Here is a 20,710-nt window from a genome sequence, read left to right on the forward strand (position 1 = left end):
TATAAGGAGGGGCTTGGCACGCGGTGTCGGGCTCCATTTTTATTTCGCGGTACCAACCACCGGTTTTGAAGAAAAACGGTGAGAAAGTGAAAACGCCTTGGCTAACCGATACGTTAAACGTCATGCCTGGTGAGTCGTATGATGTCGCATTTCTCGCGGATAATCCCGGCATGTGGATGGACCACTGCCATAACCTGGATCATGCAGCGACCGGGATGATTTTGCATCTTATGTACGATCACGTGCTTCCTTCTTATGAAGTAGGAACACGGTCTGGAAATTTGCCTGATTAGAAAAAATTTTTCTTGTCACATTCTGCTGCCCCTCCCCGTCATACCGGTACAAAAAACGAAAGGGATGATTCAAATGGAAACATACGATGTGGCTATTGTCGGCGGGGGAGTCGCAGGATTAACAGCTGCGATCTATGCAGCAAAGGCAGGCAAGCAAGCGGTAATCATTGAAAAACAGGATCGCTTAGGCGGTCGAGCGATTACGAATAAGAAAAATGGAGCGTACTTCAACCTGGGAGGGCATGCCTTGTATTGTGGAGATGCTCATGCTACGTTCCGTGAATTTGAATTGAATCTGCCAGGAGATCAACCTTCCCGTGATGCCTATGGGATTTGGAAAGGAAAACTAAGCACTCTACCCATGGGAGTTACATCCTTATTCACCACCCCCCTCTTAACCTGGAAAGGTAAAATGGAGGTAGCTGCTTGGTTTGCGAAATTAGGAAAGCTAGATACTCATCCATTTGATCAAATCAGTCTCCGCGAATGGATTGAAACAAATTTACAAGATCCCATGGTTCGAAATGTATTTTACTCTCTGCTGCGAACAGCAAGTTATGTAATGGCTCCTGACTTACAAGCTGCCGGCCCAGTTTTAAAACAACTTCAAAACTCCATGAAAGGTGTCTTGTATCTAGATCGTGGCTGGGGCACACTGGTCGATGAATTAAGGAAAAAAGCATCTGAATACGGAGTGCACTTTTTAACCAAGAACAAGGTCAATCGTATCGAACATCAGAACGGAATTGTACAACATGTCCTTTGTGAAGACGGAACGAAAGTAAGTGCGAGAAATATCATCGTCACAACTTCGCCTGCGATCGCTTGCCAGTTGGTGCCCCATGCGGAGGAAACCGCTCTCCATACTTGGAAAGAACAGGCGATTGAAGTCACTGCAGCTTGTTTAGATGTCGCTTTGCGCCGACTTCCACAACCGAAGCAACAATTTGTATATGGAATCGATCAAACTGTCTTTCTCTCCAATCAATCGCGTGCAGCTTACCTAAGCGAAGATGGTGCACAAGTCATATCCTTGATCAAGTATCAAGGAAGGGAGACAAACTCAGAAAAAGATTTACAAGACCTGGAACAAACCTTGGATTTGGTGCAACCGGGTTGGCGGGAGGAATTAGTTGTCAAACAATACCTTCCAAAGATCACGGTTTGCCATGATTTTATGCATGTAAAACGTCAAGAGAACCCAGGGCCCGCTGTCCCGGAAATTAATGGGTTATATGTAGCAGGAGAGTGGGCTTCACACGGTGAACTACTGGTCGATGCCGCGACAGCAAGCGCCAAAAGAGCTGTACAGCATATACTCTCGCATGAGGAAATGGAGAGAATCCCCTATGAGCATCGAAAAATTGTATAATTTGTATAAAACTCCTCTTTTTTCATTAGCCTATCGGATGCTGGGGAGTGTTATGGATGCAGAAGACATTGTACAAGAAGCCTTTCTTGCATATGATCAGTTGTCCGATTCTTCTGTAATTAAAAATGAGCGAGCATTTTTATACAAGATCGTTACGAACCGGTGTCTGGACCTTCTCCGTTCGTCGGCAAAGAAACGAGAACTGTACGTTGGACCATGGCTTCCAGAGCCTCTGATCGAGAATAATGCTCTGGGAGGAGATCCATCAGATGCGTATTTACAACACGAATCAATTTCCACGGCGTACCTTTTGCTTTTGCAGCAACTAAACGCTGTAGAAAGAGCAGTATTCCTGCTCCGTGAGATTTTTCATTATTCGTATGATGAAGTAGCGGAAATGATCGGAAAAAGCAGTACAAATTGCCGTCAAATCTATCATCGAGCCAAAAAGAGCATTCATTTCGATCCTGATCAAACCCCTTCGATCTCGATGGCAGAGGAGCAAATAAAGGAGTTTGTGAACTCTTTAATGCAAGGAAATACGAGCAAACTGCTTGAGCTAGTCAGTGAAAATGTGGTTTTCTATTCAGACGGCGGAGGCAAAGTAAGAGCTGCGCAAATTCCTATCATTGGCTTTGATAAAGTCATCAATTTTCATGATAATATACTCAGAATGTATGGAGGGAAGTATTCTTATTCGTTCCTTACAGTAAACGGGTTGCCGGGGGTTCAAGTCAAAGCGGATGAAAAAATTCAGTATATATACTCATTTGCTTTTAAAAATAATCAAATCCAAACGATCTATGCCGTAGCAAATCCGGATAAACTACGACATGTGCAATAATGATTTGCCCCTGTTCAAAGCTCGTCGTGCAGTCCATGGGCAGTGAAAGCGGTTCGATCCCGCTATGCTCCACCATAGATACCGTCTACGAAGCCCTTGAGAGATCAAGGGTTTTTTTCCCCGCACTACCGAAAGTGCGGGGATTTGAGACGTTCAGCTTTCTATTGTATTCGATAGGTGTCTATCGCCTTACTTATCCGTTCATTTAGCAACGTCAAATCAGGGGGATCGACCGGCTTGTCCTCCAGGTTGAACTTGGTTTTCAACTGTAGAATTCTCCGGACGCTTTCGTCAATCCTCTCTTCGGACAGCGTGCCATCCGCTACGCTTTGCTTCAGGGCGGCAATCACTTTATCCACATTAGAGTATTCATGGGCAATGAGAACAATATCGGTCCCCGCCTGCACCGAAAGAACAGATGCCTCCCCGATTCCATACCGGTTCACAATCGCTCCCATGGTCAGGTCGTCCGTCAAGATGACGCCCTCGAAACCCAGCTTATCGCGTAATTGGCCCGTCACTACCGCCCGCGATAAGGAAGAAGGATATTGCTCATCGATTTGCGGAAACAAAATATGAGCCACCATAACAGCGTCCGCCCCTTCCTCAATGGCACTGGCGAAAGGCTTCCACTCCAGTTGGGTTAAATCCTTCTCGCTCTTATGAATAACCGGCAAATCCAGATGGGAATCCGTCTCGGTATCCCCATGTCCCGGAAAATGCTTCACGACCGGGATGACTCCGGTCTGCTTCATTTTCTTCATAACTTCTATGCCCATGGAGGATACGATTTCGGCAGTCGATCCAAAAGAGCGGTCTCCGATAACCGGGTTCTTCGGGTTGTTATTAATATCGAGCACCGGAGCAAAGTTCATGTTCAAGCCCATTCCCTTAAGCTCTTCTCCAAGGATAGCGCCAATTTCCCCCGCGGCTTCCCGGTTGTTCCATTGCCCGATTTCCTGTGCGGTCGGCAGAAGATCAAGCCCAGGCAAACGACTGACTCGCCCGCCTTCCTGATCTACAGTAAGCAGCAGTGGGACAGAATGGCTCTCGTTCCATTGCTTGAGCTGGTTTGCAAAGCGAACGACCGAGGACGGATCGGACAGGTTATTTTTATAAAAGATAATCCCTCCGACATGCTGTTCCTTAATCATTCTTTCATCCTCGGATGAGGCGGAGGTCCCTTGTACACCGGCAATGATCATCTGTCCGATTTTTTCCTCCAGCGTCATCTTGTCTATTCTTTCACGAATCGCGTCCTTCTCCGCTATAGGTGCGGATGGACTCGGAGGCGGCTCGGAACTCGCTTCGGGCGCAGGAACGGGAGGGGATGGATTGGCAGGAGAGGTCGGTTGGTTCCCGGAACATCCGGATAGAAATCCGATGATTAACATCGACCATAAACCTACTAGCATAGACAGCTTCTTCATGTTTATCACCTGCTTGCCTAGATGTATTTGTTTATCATACCATTTTTCATACATACAGGAGGTAGTCTACGCCCTTTGGAAAATCTGCCCATACTGTGACAACCTCAGAGTCATGATAACATGCTAAAAAATATCTTTGGAGAGATAGAGGACGAGAGGTCATTAGCATGACGAAAACGATACTGATTGTGGAAGACCAACAGGTTTTACGAGGACGGGTGGTCAGTATGCAGACGCATTCGCAAGGTTTCCAACGTACCCATTCTCATGTTAACAGCTCGCTACTGTAGCAGTATGCAAATATATAATTCTACTACAGTAGAACATGGCCGAAATGACGTGCTTTCTTGATGTATTGATTGTGAAAAGCTAATCGTTTGAGCACTCCCGATCTTTGGGAGTGTTTTTTTATTTTCAATTGGCGCGAACGGATACATGGATGGATACACGGTTGACAAAAGGAAATTGAAGGAAATACAATACTGATAGTACTGTAATGGTATTATGGGTACTGACGGAGGGGAACGGATGGATAGGGAAAGTATAAAAAGAAAACGAATTTTGGATTATGCCCAGCAGCAGTTTGCAACAGTCGGCTACTCCAAAGTTTCGACAGCACAGATTGCGTCCGATCTGAAAATGAGCAAATCGACCTTTTATAAATACTTCACAAGTAAGGAAGAACTGCTGTTTGCAGTAATCGACGATTTCTACAATTCATTCGAGCAGGAAATTCAAAGCATCATCAACGACGATAGGATGGATATCACCGAGAAAGTACAGTCGTTCATTCTTAGTGTCAGGAAGCGGTTTAGCCAATTGCACGCCTCGGTCGTCGAAGACTTCCGAAGGGCCGTCCCGGAAGCATATGTACATCTCGAGGAACGCCGGAGGAGCATCATAACGGGAACCCTCATCGGCATGTTCGAACAGGGGGCGAGGGATGGATTTTTCCGTTCCGATATTCCGCCGATCATTATCGTGAACGTATTGATTCAGGCGATGCAGCATTTGGAGCATCCGGAGGTGATCGACAGGTTGGGGTACAACTTCGCTGATATGTTTCCTCAAGTGTTCGCGGTTATTATGGAAGGCAGCTTATCGGAGGAGGGTCGAAAACGTTTCCGTTCATGATCTCTTTTATTTCAAAGCTTATCGGAAAGTGGTGTATTTGAGATGAAAGCAATCATTATCGGCGCGGGCATCGGAGGACTGAGTACAGCCATTGCTTTGCGTAAAATCGGGATGAACGTGAAAGTGTTTGAAAGCAAGAAAGAAGTACGTTTCGCAGGTGCCGGGCTCGGAATTGGGGCGAACGCCGTTCGAGCATTGCAGAAGCTTGATGTCGGCGATCAAGTCCTTCGGGCAGGGAAGCTGTTAGAAGAGCTTCGCATCCTTACGCCCGCAGGGAAAATACTGCAGCGCACGGAAACAGCCGCCATTAGCCGCAAGTACGGACCCGATAATGTTACGATTGAACGTGGAATGCTGCTGGAGTTGCTCTTGTGCGCTTTAGGTCAGGAGCAAATTATTCATACTGGAAAAACTTACAGGCGTTTTGAACAAAATGACTCCGGAGTGAAAGTATGGTTTGAAGACGGTTCAACGGAGGAAGGAGATTTACTGGTCGGCGCGGACGGTGTTCACTCCAACATTCGCGAAGCTTTGCTGCCGAATGCAAAGCCACAATATGCGGGATACACTTGTTGGAGGGCGGTTGTGCAGGCCGAACCAGACTTGCTTCAATATGATCCGAATGTATTTATAGAAACATGGGGTCGCAGGGGACGCTTTGGTTTGGTTCCCTTGTCGAACAACCGGATCTATTGGTTCGCCTGCGTGAATGCCAAATCACCGAATTCTCAATTAAGAAGCGATACTATACGGGACTTGATGAGGAGATTCGAGGGTTATCATGAACCGATACCTCAAATACTGACGCAAACCTCTGATCGTCAATTGCTCCAACATGATATTTACTATCTACCGCCAATTCGCCGTTTTGCGTTCGGACGCATCGTTTTACTCGGTGACGCGGCACATGCCATGACGCCCAATATGGGACAAGGAGCCGGACAGTCTATTGAAGACGCAGTCATCCTGGCAAGTCACTTGAAACACAATCCTGCCATTAAAGTGGCGCTGGAAAGATATGAACGCGAACGTGTCGGTCGAACCGGGAAAATTACCAGAATGTCCAACCGGATCGGAATGGTAGCACAGCTGGACGGGCGCGTTTCCGCCGCCCTTCGCGATGCTCTGTTTCCGTCTATTCCGGCAAGGATCTTGGAGAAGCAGTTGGAATATCTATATGAAGTAAGACTTGAATAGTCTTAATAAGAGGCAACGGAATCAGTGGCCCCGACGAGTATACACTTGGATCTACTCCTGCATACGCTACTAATTTCTTGGCCATGAGTAAACCGATCGATTTCTCCGATTTCAGATAGAATCGTTGGCTTTCGCTTTCTTTCACCCTTTAAAAACGCGGAAGTAGCAGATTGTTTGGAGAAGAATCATGTTTCCCTGCGGTGCGACTGTGTAGCCCAACTCAGCGGAGCAGCGGATGGCGGGAAACAGGGGCGCAACCTTGGGATAACCACGAAGCGAAACGGCTTTTGCGCACCCCCGCCAGCCGCTGAGGAGCGGACAGTGAATCATCCTGCAGGGCGGAGTACGGAGCTGAGCAGGGAAATATGATTCTTCTCACTACAGCCTCGCAGCACGGGCCAAGGTCAGAGATAACCCCGGGGCCTCGCAATACGGGCCAAGGTCAGAGATAACCAACCCTGGGGCAGTTTACGATACGAACATTTGCTCACTAGCGTAAATAGCATCGATGTCATGCTGGATCGTATCACCGACCGTGAACCACTGCCTATCATTTCACCTGCGCCAGCGATTTTTTCCCGATGACCAGTACTAGAATACCGGCGATTACTGCAATAGCTCCCATATAGAAAGGCACCTGAGGGGAATACCATTCGGCCAGTTTTCCGGCCAGCCAGGGAGCGACGGCTCCGCCGGAAAAACGGACGAAGCTGTATGCCGAGGAAGCGACAGCTCTTTCCACAGGTGCAGCATCCATGACCGAGGTCGTCAACACCGTATTGATCACCCCCAGAATGGCACCGGCGATGACGATGGCGAGAACCAGAATAACCCTCGAGTCGACCCCGACACCCATGGCCAGCAATACGAGAGCCAGCAAGAGCAGCATGATACGTAAAGTAGCAATTGATCCGTACTTTTCTTGCAGCCGGGGAGCGATGATGACCGAGGTGATGGCAAGCATGACGCCCCAAAAGAAGAAGACGTATCCCAGGCTGTGTTCATCCATATGCAGGACAAACGGCGAGAAGGCAAGCAGCGTAAAAAAGCCGTAGTTGTAGAGAAGAGCAGTGACAGCCAGGGTAAAGAGCCCGCCGTGTGAGAGCGCCCGCAGAGGATCGAGCAGCGAGCTGCGGCGCGTGGGAGCGGGGACTTCATTGAGCAGAACAAATACGGCAAGAAAGGCGATCGCCATCAGGACAGAGACACCAAAAAACGGACCGCGCCAGCTGATCCCGCCCAGCAGACCGCCGAGCAGCGGACCGACGGACATGCCTAGACCAATGGCCGCTTCATACAGGACGATGGCACCGGCAGTACCGCCGCTGGCGACGCTGACGATGACGGCGAGAGCGGTAGAGATGAAGAAGGCGTTGCCCAGCCCCCATCCGGCCCGGTACCAGACAATTTCCCCAACCGAATTGGACATGCCGCCCAAAAAGGCAAAAACGATAATCCCGAGAAGGCCAATCAACAGGGTAGGCTTGGGACCGATCCGGCTCGATACCCAGCCGGTGACCAGCATGGTGATCCCCGTCATCACCATGTAGCTGGAAAACAGCAGGGACACCTGGCTGGGGGTAGCCTGCAGCTTTTCGGCGATAGCAGGCAGGATTGGGTCGACCAGACCGATGCCCATAAAAGCAACGACACAGGCAAAGGCGACTGCCCAGGCTGATTTGGGCTGTCTAAACAAGCTTTGAAAGGAAATTTGATGACTGCTCACAGATGTTCACTCCTTGATTTTACGTTTCCCGTTCGAGCTCTCGTTTTTTATTGCGGATCCGCGTCAGTTTTTCATCGTAGCCCTCAATCATGACGGCCAATTTGGTCAGCTTTTCCTGAAGGACGACGCGCTGTGCCTCCAAAGTTTCCTCCAGCTCTGTCAACAGACGCAGCTTTTCACTGGTATGTTGATTCTGGAAGTAATCCTGCTTCAACAGCTCGTAACGTTTGCCGAGATCCATGATCTCTTTGATTTCCTGCAGGGATGCTCCCAGAAGATCACGGGTATTTTTAACCTCGATGATGTGTGCGATATCCTCCTCCGTATAAAGGCGATAACCGCCCTCAGAGCGGCCGGATGGGCTGATCACCCCTATTTCCTCATAGTGGCGAAGCGCTCTTTTCGTCAAATTGGTCTTCTTGGAGACCTCCTCGATTCGGTACAATGCACGACCCTCCCGATACGTTCATGAAAAAAGACAGTATCTATCTTAGCAAAGTATAACGTTCGCGTAAACGTTAAGGTTTTGGAAAAGGTTAGCTATAGTATCTCTCGAAAGGGAAAGGTCAGCCGTCCGGCCTGTATTATGTTCCTAAGGAGAATCCCTGCGGTGCGTTAGTGAAACGAGGGCTTAGCGCAACAAGCGTTTTTGGCGGCAAACATTATTCTATTCACTCGACAATTTACATAAAAAAAAGACCAGTCCTTAGACTGATCTTCCAGATGGCGGCCGGTATCCAAGCTCGGAGGACATTTCCTGCACGGTCGAAAGCAATTCTTGCAAAATCGCCTGCTGCTGGGGAAGGACGCGATCCGATGGCCCGCCGACAGAGCCGCACGGTGCCTTGAAAACGTGGCGAAAGGGGAGTGCGCATTTTCGCATCTGCGTTCAGGGCATCTCCTCGCACGCAGGAGTCGACCATGCCAAAGGAGTATCCGCCATCGAAGAAATCTCCCGCATCATCCAGTACGTTCATACCCTTACGGATTACCAGGTGGGCACGACGGTCAATGTCGGGCTGGTCAAGGGAGGAATCGGCTCGAACGTCGTAGCGGACTTTGCCGAGGCAGAGGTAGATGTGCGGGTGATGACGCTGGAAGAAGCAAAGCGTATAGAAGAGATCTTCTTTTCGCTACAGCCGAGTCTGCCGGGCACAAAGCTGACCGTGACCGGAGGGATACGCAGGCCGCCCATGGAGCGGACGGATCAGAGTGGAAACCTGTTCGCACGCGCCCAGCAGATCGCCAGTTCGGAGCTGGGATTTGAACTGCAGGAGTCGGGTACGGGCGGTGTCAGCGATGGCAATTTTGCTGCGGCCTGCGGGGTTCCGACCTTGGATGGAATGGGAGCAAAAGGGGCCTTTGCCCACTCGCCGGAAGAGTATGTCGAAATCGGGCAGATGGCTGTCCGGGGGGCGCTGCTGGCCCGAATGCTTCAGGAGTGTTGAAGAAAAGACCACACCTCAAGAATAGATGAGGGGTGGTCTTCTTTTTTGAAAGGTGTTACCGGCTCGAGATTTTCCGGGCCGATATGGATTCGGCTATCCGGATCAGGTCGTCTTTGGAAAAACCGTCTGCAGTGGTGAGGGAGAGAAGCCAGTTTGATCCGGCTTGGAGCCACTCCAGTATTTTTCTTTTTCCGCCTTCTGGATGCAAATATTCCAAATAGATGCCCTCGCTTCCGTGGATCAGCACCTGCTCGGACTGTTCATGCACGGCCGGCAGCACGATACGGCCCTGTCCTTCCTGATGGCGCGCATTCAGGAAGAGGATCTGACCGGCATCATTTTCATAGGTAATTGACACAGAAGTAATGTCAGAGCGCATGGGTACGGGGCGGATCACATATTCCTTGTTTTGTTCCTGTGCTTCTGCAGCCATGACTGCCATCTGCGAGTCGTCGAGTTCGTATCCGATAAACAGGGTGGCTTGAGAAAAACGGTACCCATCAATCTTTTCTGCCGGAGTGCGCAGATCGGGACCCAGCCGTTCTTTCAGCGCGTCCAGGTTGTTCACGACGAGCGGATTTTGAATATAGAAGTATTGGGGCTGGCCGTTTTCGTCTTTTGCCTGATAGACAGCCGCCGCCGTCCCCGGCTGAAGCGTGCTGCGCAGTTGATCGATTGTGGCTTGCTTTGCTTTCAACTCTTCGATCTTCTCCGCAGAAAGCGGCCGAGCCTCCTGGTAGGACAGCACGGTTTCTCCCGCTTCATTTTTAATCTCCAGGTATTTGAGGACAACAAATCCACTCGTGATCATGAGGACCAGCAAGCTGACCATCGCCAAAAGCGGCTTTCCGGCATTGGTTTTACGAGACGCGGTTCTGCCAGACGGAACGCGGTGCCGAGTCGCGTCAGCCCGGTCTGCTTGAGCAGGCGGCAATGACCGAGTGGGTAGGTCGGCCTGAGCCGCTTGAGCAGCCATCTGATCCGCTTGTACCGCCATAACAGACGCCATAATTCTATTTTTCAATCGGGGACTGACCGTAAAATCTTTGCTTTTTTGCCTCAACAACTGTGAAAGAGCTTGTTCCTGGTCAAACATCTGATCACTCCTCTGCGAGACCAAGCGGCATCTCGCTTAATTTGATTTTTGCCTTGCGCAGGGCGTGGTGCAGTCTGGACTTGACTGTTCCAAGGGGGAGCTGCAGGATCGCGGCGATGTCTTCCTGCGAATAATCGAACAGATAGCGAAGGATCAAGACACTCCGATAGGGAAAGGGCAGGGACATCACCTTCTCCCAGATTTCACGGCCGATGATCTGGTCATCTACGGGTTTCGACCAGTTTGCATCCTCACGAAACAGTGAAAAAGAGGATACGCGGTCAAACAGCCGGGTAAGCTTCCAGTTTCTTCTGCGGTAGTTTTGAATTTGCCGGATGCAGAGGCCTTTCAGCCAGGCGCGAAACGGACGGCTGGCGTCGTAACCGGGCAGTGACTGATAAACCTCTAAATAAATGTCATGAATGACATCCTCGGCATCATGCTTCTGATCCAAAAGAAAAAAGACGGTTTGTTGCACGTCCTGAATGGTCAGGTCGTACAGATCGCCAAACGCTTCTGTATCGCCGTCCAGACAGCGTAAGATGAGTTGATGCAGATGTTCTTCGTGCGGCTGCTTCACAGCACACGCCCCTTTCCTGATTGTCACTCTCTATTGGTAAACCGGAGGGCATTTCGTTCACAAAAAAAAAGAAAAGTACATCATCTCTTTTGACAAGACGCGTACTTTTCCTTGCACTTCCTTATTTTCCTGCCTCGCCCATGAATTCGGCTTTCTCTTTGCCATATTGGTAAATGTAAACCTGTGAGTGTTTATTGTCCCCTTTGTCGTCAAAGGTAACTTTGGTAAACAGCCCGCTGAACTCGTTGGTGCCGCGGATCGCGTTCATGACTTGCTCACGCGTAGGCTTTTTGCCGCCGTTCTCTTGGATTGCCTTTTCGATACCGTTCAGGGCAACGAGTGTCGCATCGTAGGCAAATGGAGAGAAGGCACCAGGATCTTTCTTAAAGGACTCCTTAAAACGATCGATCCATTTTTTCCCTTCCTCCTGGGAGCGGATGTCGCTGACGACTGTTGCGTATACGATGCCTTCTGCAGCAGGGCCGGCAATTTTGTAGATATCGGCTGACTCCAGTCCTTCACCGCCCATAAATTTGCCGGTATAGCCTTTATCCCGAGCTTGCTTGGCAATGATCCCCATCTCTGCGTACATGCCGCCAAAGAAAACGAGGTCAGGTTTTCTGGCAACCAGCTGATTCACGATCGCGCTGTAATCCTTTTCCCCGGCCGTGATTCCTTCATAGCCCAGCTCATTGACACCCAGTTCTTTGAAAGCTTTCCGGACCTCATCGGTCAAGCCTTGTCCGTAAGCCGTTTTATCATGCGTCAGGAAGACGTTCGTCGCGCCCAGTTTATCCTTGGCGTATTTGGCAGCGGCCGGAGCGATCTGGTCGTTGCGTGCGACCAGGCGGTTCACGCTCTTTTTGCCTGCTTCCGTCAGTTCCACGCCTGTATTGGCAGGGGAGATCATCGCCAGCTTGCCGTCCTCGTATTTCACGGAGGAGGGGATTGCCACGCCGGTATTGTAGTGGCCAATAACAGCGAATACATCTTGATCAGCGATCAGCATCTCGGCATTGGTGACGCCGATTTTCGGGTCAGCCTGGTCGTCCTGCGGGAAGAGCTGAATTTCAAAACCGAGCTTTTTGAATTCCTCAGCCCGATCGGCTACAGCCATCTGTGCTCCCAGCTTGATGCCTTCTCCCTCAAGCGACTGAGCGCCGGACAGCGGGCTTTGGGTAGCGATTTTCAGTACGGTCAAACCTGGATTGGGATTGCTTTCGGTAGAAGGAGCAGGAGTGTTGGTGTTTCCACTGCTCGTTTGTCCGGTATTGGCGCCACCGCTTGAACCACAGCCTGTGACCAGTGCGCCCACCAATAGGGTTGAGAGAAAGAGAAGCTTATTCTTTTTTTTCATGTGAAACCCCCATAAATGATCGAATTATATATTTTAAATAAACATATCAATTGAAAACGTTTACGTCAATGAATATTCTATTTAGTAAGAATATAAAAAATAGAAAGTGATAAAAGTTTTTTTCACGTAAAGAAAGGCCGTTCCCCGTAAAATCAACGGAAAACGGCCTTGTTCATACCCGTGTACTTCAGAACCTTGGCATGTGGATAAGCTTTCTTCGGGTTATTTCGTTTGCTTGTTAGCTGCTTCTGTCGCCTGTTTTGCCTTCGATTGATCAATCAAATCGCTGTAAACCGGGACTGTTGCTATCTTTTCACTGGCAGCGTAATGGCAAAGCATGGCCCTTCTGCTTCATTGCGGACGGAGATCGTGCCTCCGTGGGCTTCGAAGACAGCGCGGGCGATGGCCAGGCCAAGTCCGTGCTTGCCTGATTTGCCCTTGCGGAAGCGTTGGAAGAGGTGAGGCAGAAGCGCTTCCTCGATCGGCGGACCATCGTTGGAGATGTGAATGACCGCCTTGCCATCTGCCTGTGACGCCGTGACGATGAGGCGACTCCTCGCATAACGCAGCTGATTTTCCAGGATATTCACAAAGGCGGTGCTCAACTGTTCTCCGTCTCCTTCGATCACCAGGCTGGAGGGAAGCGTCAGTTGCCATTCGATATCCTGATTCAGCACGGAGAGCCGTTGCTCCAGGAGTTGGAACATCTCGATCACATCGACTCTGCCCATCTGCATCATTTCTGAGACCGATTCAATTTTCGTGAGATAGAGAAGCTGTCCCACTACTTTTTCCAGGCGTTTGCTTTCCTGCATGATCGTCTCCAGCCCTTTTTCCGCTTGCGGCCCTTGAAACACCCCCTCGATCAAGCCCTGGGTGTAGCCCTGAATCGCCATGATCGGCGTTTTCAATTCATGGGAGATGTTTTGCACAAAACGGCGCTGGGATTCATCATGCTCCTTGAGCTGGTGCTTCATGGTCTCAAAGGAGCGGGCGAGCTGACCGATTTCATCCTCCCGATCCAGCGTCAGCGGTGTATCAAACTGCCTTTTGGCGATTTTTTGGCAGGATTCATCCAGTGAACGGAGCGGTTGGCTGAGGTACCGGCTGAACCAGACGGCGAGCAGCCAACTGACCAGAAGCAGCACCAGGAAGATCAGGAAAAACTGCCGCGTCAAAAGAGCGTTGATCTGATTCAGCTCCTGCTCTTTGGAAAACAGCACGAGGTAATAGGGAAAGCCGTGGTAATCCATCAGCTTGCTGACGAACAGATAGTCTTCTCCGCCGCGTTCCAGCATTCCGTGCTGGACCTGGTTGCGCGGGAAGGATGCGGCTTGTCTGTACAGGGCGGCTGCGTCGCGGTCTCGGAAGGAAGCCCGATCCGATATGCGGCTGCCAAGCTGTACGCCATCCGCAGAATAAACAACCATGTCAAAGGAATACTCATAGCGGGAAAGCAAAACCTGCAAAAAGTAGGGCGCGGCCGCCGGTACCGGAAGCAGTTCGTTGTGTTCGTTGAAGGAAATATGGTCGGACAAGGTGTAAAACTCCTGCTCCAGCAGGGAGTAGGTGTTGTTCACCAGATACTGCTTGACGGCAAACGGGAAGACAATCCCGACACCGATCCCCAGCACGCTGGTCAAAAGCATGAACAGGATGAGGATTTGCCGGGAGAGCGGCAGGTTTTTCAGGCGAAATCGGCTCATGTCCGGGTCATCCTGTAGCCGAAGCCGTAGACGGTTTCAATCGGGAATTTGGGCATTTTTTTGCGAATCCGTTTAACCAGATCATCGACAGCCCGATCCGACCCGATATAATCCTCGCCCCAGATCGCGGCCAAAATTTGCTCGCGGTTCAGGGCCAGTCCCTGATTTTGGAGGAGGTAGACAATCAGTTCGAACTCCTTCGTGGTCAGTTCGATCTGCGACTCTCCTTCCTTTACCTGCCGCCCTTTTTCGGAAATCTGATACGGTCCCACGGTTACCCAGTCCTGGTAAGTGACTTGGACAGGTGCAGGGCTCAAGGCTCCTCCTTTTTCGTAGGTGCGCTGCAGCAGCTTTTGCACCCGGATCACCAGTTCCCGAGGCAAAAACGGTTTTGCCAGGTAATCGTCGCTGCCCAGCTCCAGTCCGATAATTTTATCCATATCCTGATCCCGGGCAGAGATGAAGACGATGGGGACATCCGACTTCCCGCGGATTAGACGCAGCAGCTCGTATCCGTCGATGTCGGGCAGCATGATATCGAGTATCCATATATGTGGTTGCTCCGGTTCGTCCAGGACAGGCAGCACCTCGGCGCCGCTGCGGAAGGCTCGAACCTGGTAACCGGCATTTTGCAGATAGGATTGCAAAAGATCCAATAAACTGGCTTCGTCATCTACCAAATAGACGAGGTAGGGCGTTTGCATGACGGCATTCCTCGCTTTTCATCCGTGTTTTTGTCAATTGTAGCACAGCAGCTGAACGGATGTGTGGGAGCAGGGTATGAGAATCGTGGAAATCATGTGGAAGCAGGATTCTCTTTTCCCTTCAGAGAAAAAAAGAGGGTGCGGAAGAAAACTGGAAAGGAGCGCTTTCATGCAAAGACGCATCAAACGAACTCTCATGTTGCTTTCTCTGGCGCTGCTCGCAGCGTGCTCGCCGAAGCCGGCCGATACAACGCCGCAACCGGAGCAGCCGCCCGCTCCCATTACGCAGACCCCTCCAGCGGAAGAGCAGCCGCCGCAATATCCTTACACGGCACCATTTACCGGCCTGGGCAGCCAGGAGCGGCTGGATCAGCGTCCGATCATGGTGATGATCAACAACGCACCGCAAGCACGTCCGCAGTCTGGTGTAAACAAGGCGGACTTGGTCTATGAAGTTTTGGCTGAAATGGAAATGACCCGCTTCCTCGCTGTTTTTCACAGTCAAAAGCCGGAAGTGATCGGTCCTGTACGGAGTATCCGGCCGTATTTTATTCAGTTGGGCGTTGGGCTTGATGCTATGCTGATTCATGCCGGAGGCAGTCCGGACGCACTTCGGACGCTGTCCCGCTCGGATTACAGCCACCTCGATGAGATTCCCAACGGTCGCTATTTTTGGCGAGAGAAGTTTCGTCAGGCCCCACATAATCTGTACACCAAACCGGAGCTGATTGAACAAGCGATGGTGGACAAGGGCATCCGCATGACCGGAGAGCTGCCGTACTTCCCGTTTTTTCCTTCAGATGCGGAGATTACAGAAGGCGAACCGGCAACGAAGATCGACCTGGTCTTTCATCAACTGAACAAAGCCGGATTTGTCTACGACCCGGAAAAGAAAAAGTACATGCGCTACACAGCGGGAAAACCGCACCTCGATCTGACCACCAACGAGCAGCTGTCGACAACGAATCTGTTGGTGATTGCCACCAAACATCGCGTGCTCGACAATGAAGGACGCAAAGAGGTGGATGTCGTCGGCCCTGGGGACGGCTATCTGTTCCAGCAGGGAAAAGCGAAAAAGATCAAATGGAAACGGAGCAACGGTGTCATTCGAGCCTACGAGGATGCCTCACTTAGCAAAGAGGTGCCGCTGCTGAGGGGGAATACCTGGGTATCGATTGTTCCAAATGCACCTGCGATTACCAGCTATCTCAAATTTGAATAGGTTCCAGAAGAATAGGGCTTGCAGGGAGGGCCCATTTCTTCTAAGATTATCTTGTCAGCTTTAACGCTTGAAAATTTTACAGTGAAAAACTTTCCCTATAAGAGTGATGGGGTGATCCAGATGCAATTGGAAAAGTTAAAAGGCAAAGGAATTGAGCAATTGTTCGAAGCGGTGCTTTCCCTGGAGTCGATGGAAGAGTGCTACCGCTTTTTTGACGACCTCTGCACCGTCAATGAAATGCAGTCGCTCGCACAGCGGCTGGAAGTAGCCCGCATGCTGCGCAAAGGCTACACCTACAATCAGATCGAAGCGGAGACAGGTGCCAGCACAGCCACCATCTCTCGCGTCAAGCGCTGTCTGAATTACGGCAACGACGGCTATCAGCTGGCGCTTGAGCGAATCGGAAAATAGGCAGGAGGCAGCACCGTTGATTGACTATCGCAGTTGGCGCCATACCTTTAAGCTGGACCCTGACAAAACCATCGATGACGCTGCATTGGAAGCACTCTGCGATTCAGGGACCGATGCGATCATCGTGGGCGGCACCTTCGGCGTAACCTATGACAATACGCTGGAGCTGATGTCGCGGATTCGCCGCTTTGCGGTCCCGGCCGTGCTGGAAATCTCTTCGCTCGATGCCGTCGTACCCGGTTTTGATGCGTACCTGATTCCGCTGGTGATCAACGCGGGAGATGCTGATTGGCTCTTTACGCCGCATGTCAGCGGTCTGAAGGCGTACGGTTCATACATACACTGGGACGAAATCATTACCGAGGGCTATCTGGTAGCCAACCCGGATTCCGGTGTAGCCAGGCTGACGAAAGCTCGTCCTATTGAGAATGCGGCGGAAGCCAAGGCGTATGCACAGGTGGCGGCGAAAATTTGCCGTCTGCCGATTGTCTATCTGGAGTACAGCGGCACGTACGGGGACCCGACTATCGTGCAGGCCTGCCGGAATGGCGCAGCAGACGCGCATCTTTTTTACGGGGGCGGTATTCGCAGCGCCGAGCAGGCAGCGGAAATGGCTGCCGTTGCAGACACGATCGTGGTCGGCAATATCATCTACGAAGATCTGGAGGCAGCGCTGGGGACGGTTCCAGCGGTAAAAGCGAGATAAGACAGAAAAAGCGCTTCCATTTTATTCCTCCTGAGAGACGAGTCAGTCTCTCTTTTTTGTTTGCCTTATAATCATAAAGAATTTCTTAAATCAAAAAGAGTACGGAAAAGAGCAGCTACAATGAAACGCGTAGAGAGGGAGGAGCAGAGATGGAAACAGCAGCGCACATCCTACTGGTGGAAGACGATCCGGAGATTGCCCGGATTGTGCGGGATCATTTGCGAAGAGAAGGGCATGACGTCACGTGGTCAACCAGCGGCATGGAAGGCTGGGAGGATTTTCAGACGGGTTCCTTTGATCTGGTCCTCGTCGATCTGATGCTGCCGGAGATGGACGGCTTCACACTTTGTAAAAACATTCGTCTGGTGAGCGATGTCCCCCTGTTAATCATGAGCGCGCGGCAGGAGGACGAGAGCAAGGTGCGAGGACTCGCACTGGGAGCCGATGATTATGTGACAAAGCCGTTCAGTCTGCTGGAGTTGTCCGCGAGAATTGCTTCGCATCTTCGCCGGTACCGCCGCTACCAGAACCATGCGGACAGCAGTGAGCTGCTCACCTTCAAGCATGGGCTCGCCATTGACAGGGAGAAGCGAATGGTCTTTGTGAACGAGGAAGAAGTGACGCTGACAGCCAAGGAGTCTGCTCTGCTCCTTTTGCTGGTCGCGCACCCGCACCGGACGTTTTCCAAAAAAGAGCTGTATGAGCATGTCTGGCAACAGGCGGATACAGAGGGAAACAACACGGTGACCGTTCATGTGAAAAGCCTTCGCGACAAGCTGGGCGATACGATGCGGGAAGCTGCCTACATTCAGACGGTGTGGGGAGTCGGGTACCGCTTTATCGGAGAGCGCCTGTCATGAAGCTGAAACGCTGGCTGCTGCTCACACATCTGGTTATCATGCTTTTGCCAGTCGCTGCCCTTTTCGTCCTGTATGGATTGATCAATGCTTTCGACCAGAGCCGGGATGTCAAGGAATTTGTGCAAGCCTCGCAAAAGATTGGCGCAATCGAGCAAAAGCTGCAAGATCCCTCTCTGTATCAAATTCAGCCGCCCCAGCATTATCAGGCGATTGCTGCACTCAGCAGCCATTCGGTGAGCATCGAGCTGTACCGAATCGATGGAACTCTGCTCTACTCTTCCTTGGATCAAGGCTCGCTGCCCTACACCCGTTTGCAAACCGAACGAAAGCGCAATCTCTACGATTTGCATGAGCTGCGCAAAAACACGCGGACGTATTCGGTGAAAAAACTGGTTGACCGCGATTCGGAAATGGTCGGATTCTATCAGATCACTCTGGCCAGGGAAGAGTGGCTGGACGGCGTTCGGGAGCGGGGCATCTGGCTGGCCGGCTCGCTGGCTATCTTTTTGATCCTGTTGTATGTGACAGTGGTCTATCTGCTGAATCGCAAGCTGAATCGACCTGTGGCCTTGTTGATGAAGCAAATGACCGCATTTGCTCAAAACCTGCCGATCCCGGCCAATGAGCATCGCTCCAAAGACGAGATCGGCGAGGTACTTGCCCACTTTGAGAAAATGCGGGAGAGCATCGACAAGGCCAGGCTGGAGCTGGTTCATCAGCAGCAGGAAAAGGAGTATATGGTGGCCTCCTTGTCGCATGATTTGAAAACACCGCTTACGTCGATCCGGGCCTATGCGGAAGCGCTCCATCATGATACCGGGTTGAGCAATCAGGAGCGGCGGGAGTACGTCTCCATCCTTTTCGATAAAATTGATTACATGAAACAAATTCTGGATGATCTGACCATGTATACGGCCCTTCGCTCATCTCAGGGAAAAACCGAGCAGGTCGCCGTTGATGGAGAAGAGTTTTTTGAGACCGTTCTGTCTGGGTACGAGGAGCTTTGCCGGAAAAATGGCATCCTTCTCCGGACAGAGACAGCGGTGGCGGGTACATGCGAGCTGCAGCCCCAGCAAATCATGCGTTTGATTGACAATCTCATGAGCAATGCCATGCGCTACACGCAGGCGGGCAAACAGATCTGGCTGGCAGCCTATTCGGAGAATCAGCCGCTGCCGCCGTGGATTTTTCCGCCATGCCGACCGGTATTGGAGGAGTGGGGGCGCGAGGGTGTTATGGTGATTGTCCAAAATGAAGGAGAAGCGATTCCGGCAGAGCAGCTGCCGCGGATATTTGAAGCATTTTACCAGGCAGACCCGGCCCGAACCAAGAAGGCGACTCACAGCACTGGGCTTGGCCTGAGCATCGCGAAAATGATCATGGATCACCACCAGGGCGAGATTCGAATCTGGTCAAAGGCCCCTTATGGAACGATGGTTGCCTGCTGGATGCCATACAGAAAGGATGAGTCGAATTGAAAATAAGAAACATGCTATTGGGGTGTACCCTGACTTTGGGTGTGATCGTGTCTGGATGCGGGAGTCCGTCATTAACCGGCGGAGAGATCGTAGGGAAGGTGCTGGCGGCGGAAAAGAACCAGCAGGACTCCTACGCAAGCGAAGCGAAGATGCGCAACTACGAGGGAGGACAATTGAAACAAGAAATCTCGGTTAACGAATGGTTTGACGCAGCGACGGGAAAACGCCTTGTCGAGACAACAACAGGGGATGAAGCAGCCACAGTGTTAAATGACGGCAAGCAGCTATTGATCTACGAAAAGGGAAAGGATGTCGCCTATACGTTTGATCTGACCGGGAGCGGAGATATGCCTTCCCAAAAAGATCAGATCAAAAACTTCCTGGAAAATATCAAGAATACGCACAAAGTCGATGTGATTGGGGAAGAAAAGCTGCTGGATCGGACGGTCACCCATATCAAAGCGACGCCGCAAGAAAAGGAAACCCTGTTTGGGAAGGCAGAGTTTTGGATCGATCAAAAAACGTGGCATGTCATGAAGTCGATTATGGAGAACGGCGATGCCAAAAGCGAAGTGGTCTATACGAAGATGGAGTGGAATCCGGCCTTCACCGAGAAGACCTTCCAAATCGAGCTTCCTCCCAACGTCAAAGTGACCCGGATGGAGGACGTCAATCCAGCCCAAAAAATCACGCTGGAAGAGGCGCAGGCGGCGCTGGAAAAACCATTTCTGTATTGGGATCTTCCGGAGCTGAAGCAGGATATCGAGCTGAGTGACCTCAAAGGGGAGTTTCAGCGAAAAGAGCTGACGCTGTCCTATACCAAGGATGATGTGCCGTATGTAAGTCTCAGCATTTTTCCGGTGCCAAAGGATGATCCGTCACTGACCTTTCCAGGTAGTGAAAAAGTAACGATCCGCGGCAAGGAGGGATTGTATCTCAAAGATATTCAGTTCTTCATGTGGGATGAGGATGGCATGCGCTACTCTCTGGAGATTCAGCACCCTGACCTGAAAAAGGATGAGGTGCTGAAGCTGGCAGACAAGATGGTATCGACGAAAAAATAATAACGGAAAAGAAGGGCAGGAAGGCTGTTGACTCGCAGGGGGCAACAGCCTTTCTCCGTTGGATTTTTATGGTAAGCTGAAC

18 protein-coding genes and 3 pseudogenes are annotated in these 20,710 nt (G+C 51.0%); 13 read left to right on the top strand and 8 right to left on the bottom strand.

All coding sequences use genetic code 11. The annotated features are described in order from the left end of the window. Nucleotides 1-62 precede the first annotated feature (62 nt). From NDK47_RS03735 to NDK47_RS03745, 3 genes and pseudogenes are all read left to right on the top strand, one after another. Nucleotides 63-293 (top strand): annotated as a pseudogene (locus NDK47_RS03735) (multicopper oxidase domain-containing protein); the annotation flags it as partial. 73 nt (nt 294-366) lie between these two features. Continuing rightward, on the top strand, nt 367-1,665 hold the full coding sequence (locus NDK47_RS03740; protein ID WP_251873575.1) for a protoporphyrinogen/coproporphyrinogen oxidase: 1,299 nt from the start codon (nt 367-369) through the stop codon (nt 1,663-1,665). After that, nucleotides 1,643-2,509, top strand: coding sequence for an RNA polymerase sigma-70 factor (locus NDK47_RS03745; protein WP_251873576.1), 867 nt, complete (start codon nt 1,643-1,645; stop codon nt 2,507-2,509). Before NDK47_RS03740 ends, NDK47_RS03745 begins: the two co-directional genes overlap by 23 nt. Nucleotides 2,510-2,670: 161 nt before the next feature. Here NDK47_RS03745 and nagZ read toward each other — a convergent pair whose 3' ends face one another. After that, entirely contained in the window at nt 2,671-3,939 is a 1,269-nt protein-coding gene (gene nagZ / locus NDK47_RS03750) for a beta-N-acetylhexosaminidase (RefSeq protein ID WP_251873577.1), read from the bottom strand. A gap of 213 nt (nt 3,940-4,152) precedes the next feature. Between nagZ and NDK47_RS27780 the strand changes: the two are divergent. From NDK47_RS27780 to NDK47_RS03765, 3 genes and pseudogenes are all read left to right on the top strand, one after another. After that, a pseudogene (locus NDK47_RS27780) lies at nt 4,153-4,221 on the top strand (DNA-binding response regulator); the annotation flags it as partial. Nucleotides 4,222-4,467: 246 nt separating this feature from the next. After that, a complete protein-coding gene (locus NDK47_RS03760; RefSeq protein ID WP_251873578.1) occupies nt 4,468-5,073 on the top strand; it encodes a TetR/AcrR family transcriptional regulator in 606 nt (201 codons plus the stop codon). Nucleotides 5,074-5,115: 42 nt separating this feature from the next. After that, on the top strand, nt 5,116-6,270 hold the full coding sequence (locus tag NDK47_RS03765) for an FAD-dependent monooxygenase (protein WP_251873579.1): 1,155 nt from the start codon (nt 5,116-5,118) through the stop codon (nt 6,268-6,270). Nucleotides 6,271-6,820: 550 nt separating this feature from the next. On the opposite strand, the gene NDK47_RS03770 is transcribed toward NDK47_RS03765, so the two are convergent. Together NDK47_RS03770 and NDK47_RS03775 are read right to left on the bottom strand one after the other, a co-directional pair. Next, complete coding sequence (locus tag NDK47_RS03770; RefSeq protein ID WP_251873580.1) at nt 6,821-7,996, bottom strand: MFS transporter; 1,176 nt, start codon at nt 7,994-7,996, stop codon at nt 6,821-6,823. Nucleotides 7,997-8,015: 19 nt separating this feature from the next. After that, nucleotides 8,016-8,441: a MerR family transcriptional regulator gene (locus NDK47_RS03775; RefSeq protein ID WP_251873581.1), complete on the bottom strand. Its 426-nt coding sequence runs from the start codon at nt 8,439-8,441 to the stop codon at nt 8,016-8,018. A gap of 376 nt (nt 8,442-8,817) precedes the next feature. On the opposite strand from NDK47_RS03775, the pseudogene NDK47_RS03780 reads away from it, so the two are divergent. Then, nucleotides 8,818-9,444: pseudogene (locus NDK47_RS03780) on the top strand (M20/M25/M40 family metallo-hydrolase); the annotation flags it as partial. A gap of 55 nt (nt 9,445-9,499) precedes the next feature. Here NDK47_RS03780 and NDK47_RS03785 read toward each other — a convergent pair. The 5 genes from NDK47_RS03785 to NDK47_RS03805 all read right to left on the bottom strand — a co-directional run bounded on the left by NDK47_RS03785 (nt 9,500) and on the right by NDK47_RS03805 (nt 14,887). After that, nucleotides 9,500-10,540, bottom strand: a complete 1,041-nt coding sequence (locus NDK47_RS03785) for a DUF4367 domain-containing protein (RefSeq protein WP_251873583.1) — start codon at nt 10,538-10,540, stop codon at nt 9,500-9,502. A 4-nt stretch (nt 10,541-10,544) separates the two neighbouring features. Beyond that, the gene (locus NDK47_RS03790; protein WP_251873584.1) at nt 10,545-11,120 is read right to left on the bottom strand and encodes a sigma-70 family RNA polymerase sigma factor; all 576 of its coding nucleotides are present in this window, start codon (nt 11,118-11,120) and stop codon (nt 10,545-10,547) included. A 121-nt stretch (nt 11,121-11,241) separates the two neighbouring features. After that, nucleotides 11,242-12,477 carry a branched-chain amino acid ABC transporter substrate-binding protein gene (locus NDK47_RS03795; RefSeq protein WP_251873585.1) on the bottom strand — a complete coding sequence of 412 codons (1,236 nt, stop codon included), beginning with the start codon at nt 12,475-12,477 and terminating at the stop codon, nt 11,242-11,244. A 305-nt stretch (nt 12,478-12,782) separates the two neighbouring features. After that, entirely contained in the window at nt 12,783-14,183 is a 1,401-nt protein-coding gene (locus tag NDK47_RS03800) for a sensor histidine kinase (protein ID WP_251873586.1), read from the bottom strand. Beyond that, nucleotides 14,180-14,887: a response regulator transcription factor gene (locus NDK47_RS03805; protein ID WP_251873587.1), complete on the bottom strand. Its 708-nt coding sequence runs from the start codon at nt 14,885-14,887 to the stop codon at nt 14,180-14,182. The genes NDK47_RS03800 and NDK47_RS03805 overlap by 4 nt, the downstream gene beginning before the upstream one ends. A gap of 169 nt (nt 14,888-15,056) precedes the next feature. Between NDK47_RS03805 and NDK47_RS03810 the strand changes: the two genes are divergently transcribed. The 6 genes from NDK47_RS03810 to NDK47_RS03835 all read left to right on the top strand — a co-directional run bounded on the left by NDK47_RS03810 (nt 15,057) and on the right by NDK47_RS03835 (nt 20,628). Next, the gene (locus NDK47_RS03810; protein WP_251873588.1) at nt 15,057-16,109 is read left to right on the top strand and encodes a DUF3048 domain-containing protein; all 1,053 of its coding nucleotides are present in this window, start codon (nt 15,057-15,059) and stop codon (nt 16,107-16,109) included. 120 nt (nt 16,110-16,229) lie between these two features. Next, nucleotides 16,230-16,520: a YerC/YecD family TrpR-related protein gene (locus tag NDK47_RS03815; protein ID WP_251873589.1), complete on the top strand. Its 291-nt coding sequence runs from the start codon at nt 16,230-16,232 to the stop codon at nt 16,518-16,520. 16 nt (nt 16,521-16,536) lie between these two features. Continuing rightward, nucleotides 16,537-17,226 carry a heptaprenylglyceryl phosphate synthase gene (gene pcrB / locus NDK47_RS03820; RefSeq protein ID WP_251873590.1) on the top strand — a complete coding sequence of 230 codons (690 nt, stop codon included), beginning with the start codon at nt 16,537-16,539 and terminating at the stop codon, nt 17,224-17,226. Between the two features lie 149 nt (nt 17,227-17,375). Beyond that, nucleotides 17,376-18,086 (top strand): response regulator transcription factor, encoded by a 711-nt coding sequence (locus NDK47_RS03825; RefSeq protein WP_251873591.1) that lies wholly within the window; start codon nt 17,376-17,378, stop codon nt 18,084-18,086. Continuing rightward, nucleotides 18,083-19,564 (top strand): sensor histidine kinase, encoded by a 1,482-nt coding sequence (locus tag NDK47_RS03830; RefSeq protein ID WP_251873592.1) that lies wholly within the window; start codon nt 18,083-18,085, stop codon nt 19,562-19,564. Before NDK47_RS03825 ends, NDK47_RS03830 begins: the two co-directional genes overlap by 4 nt. After that, nucleotides 19,561-20,628 carry a LolA family protein gene (locus NDK47_RS03835; protein WP_251873593.1) on the top strand — a complete coding sequence of 356 codons (1,068 nt, stop codon included), beginning with the start codon at nt 19,561-19,563 and terminating at the stop codon, nt 20,626-20,628. The genes NDK47_RS03830 and NDK47_RS03835 overlap by 4 nt, the downstream gene beginning before the upstream one ends. Nucleotides 20,629-20,710: the final 82 nt, after the last annotated feature.

This window comes from Brevibacillus ruminantium (assembly GCF_023746555.1).
GTDB lineage: Bacteria > Bacillota > Bacilli > Brevibacillales > Brevibacillaceae > Brevibacillus > Brevibacillus ruminantium.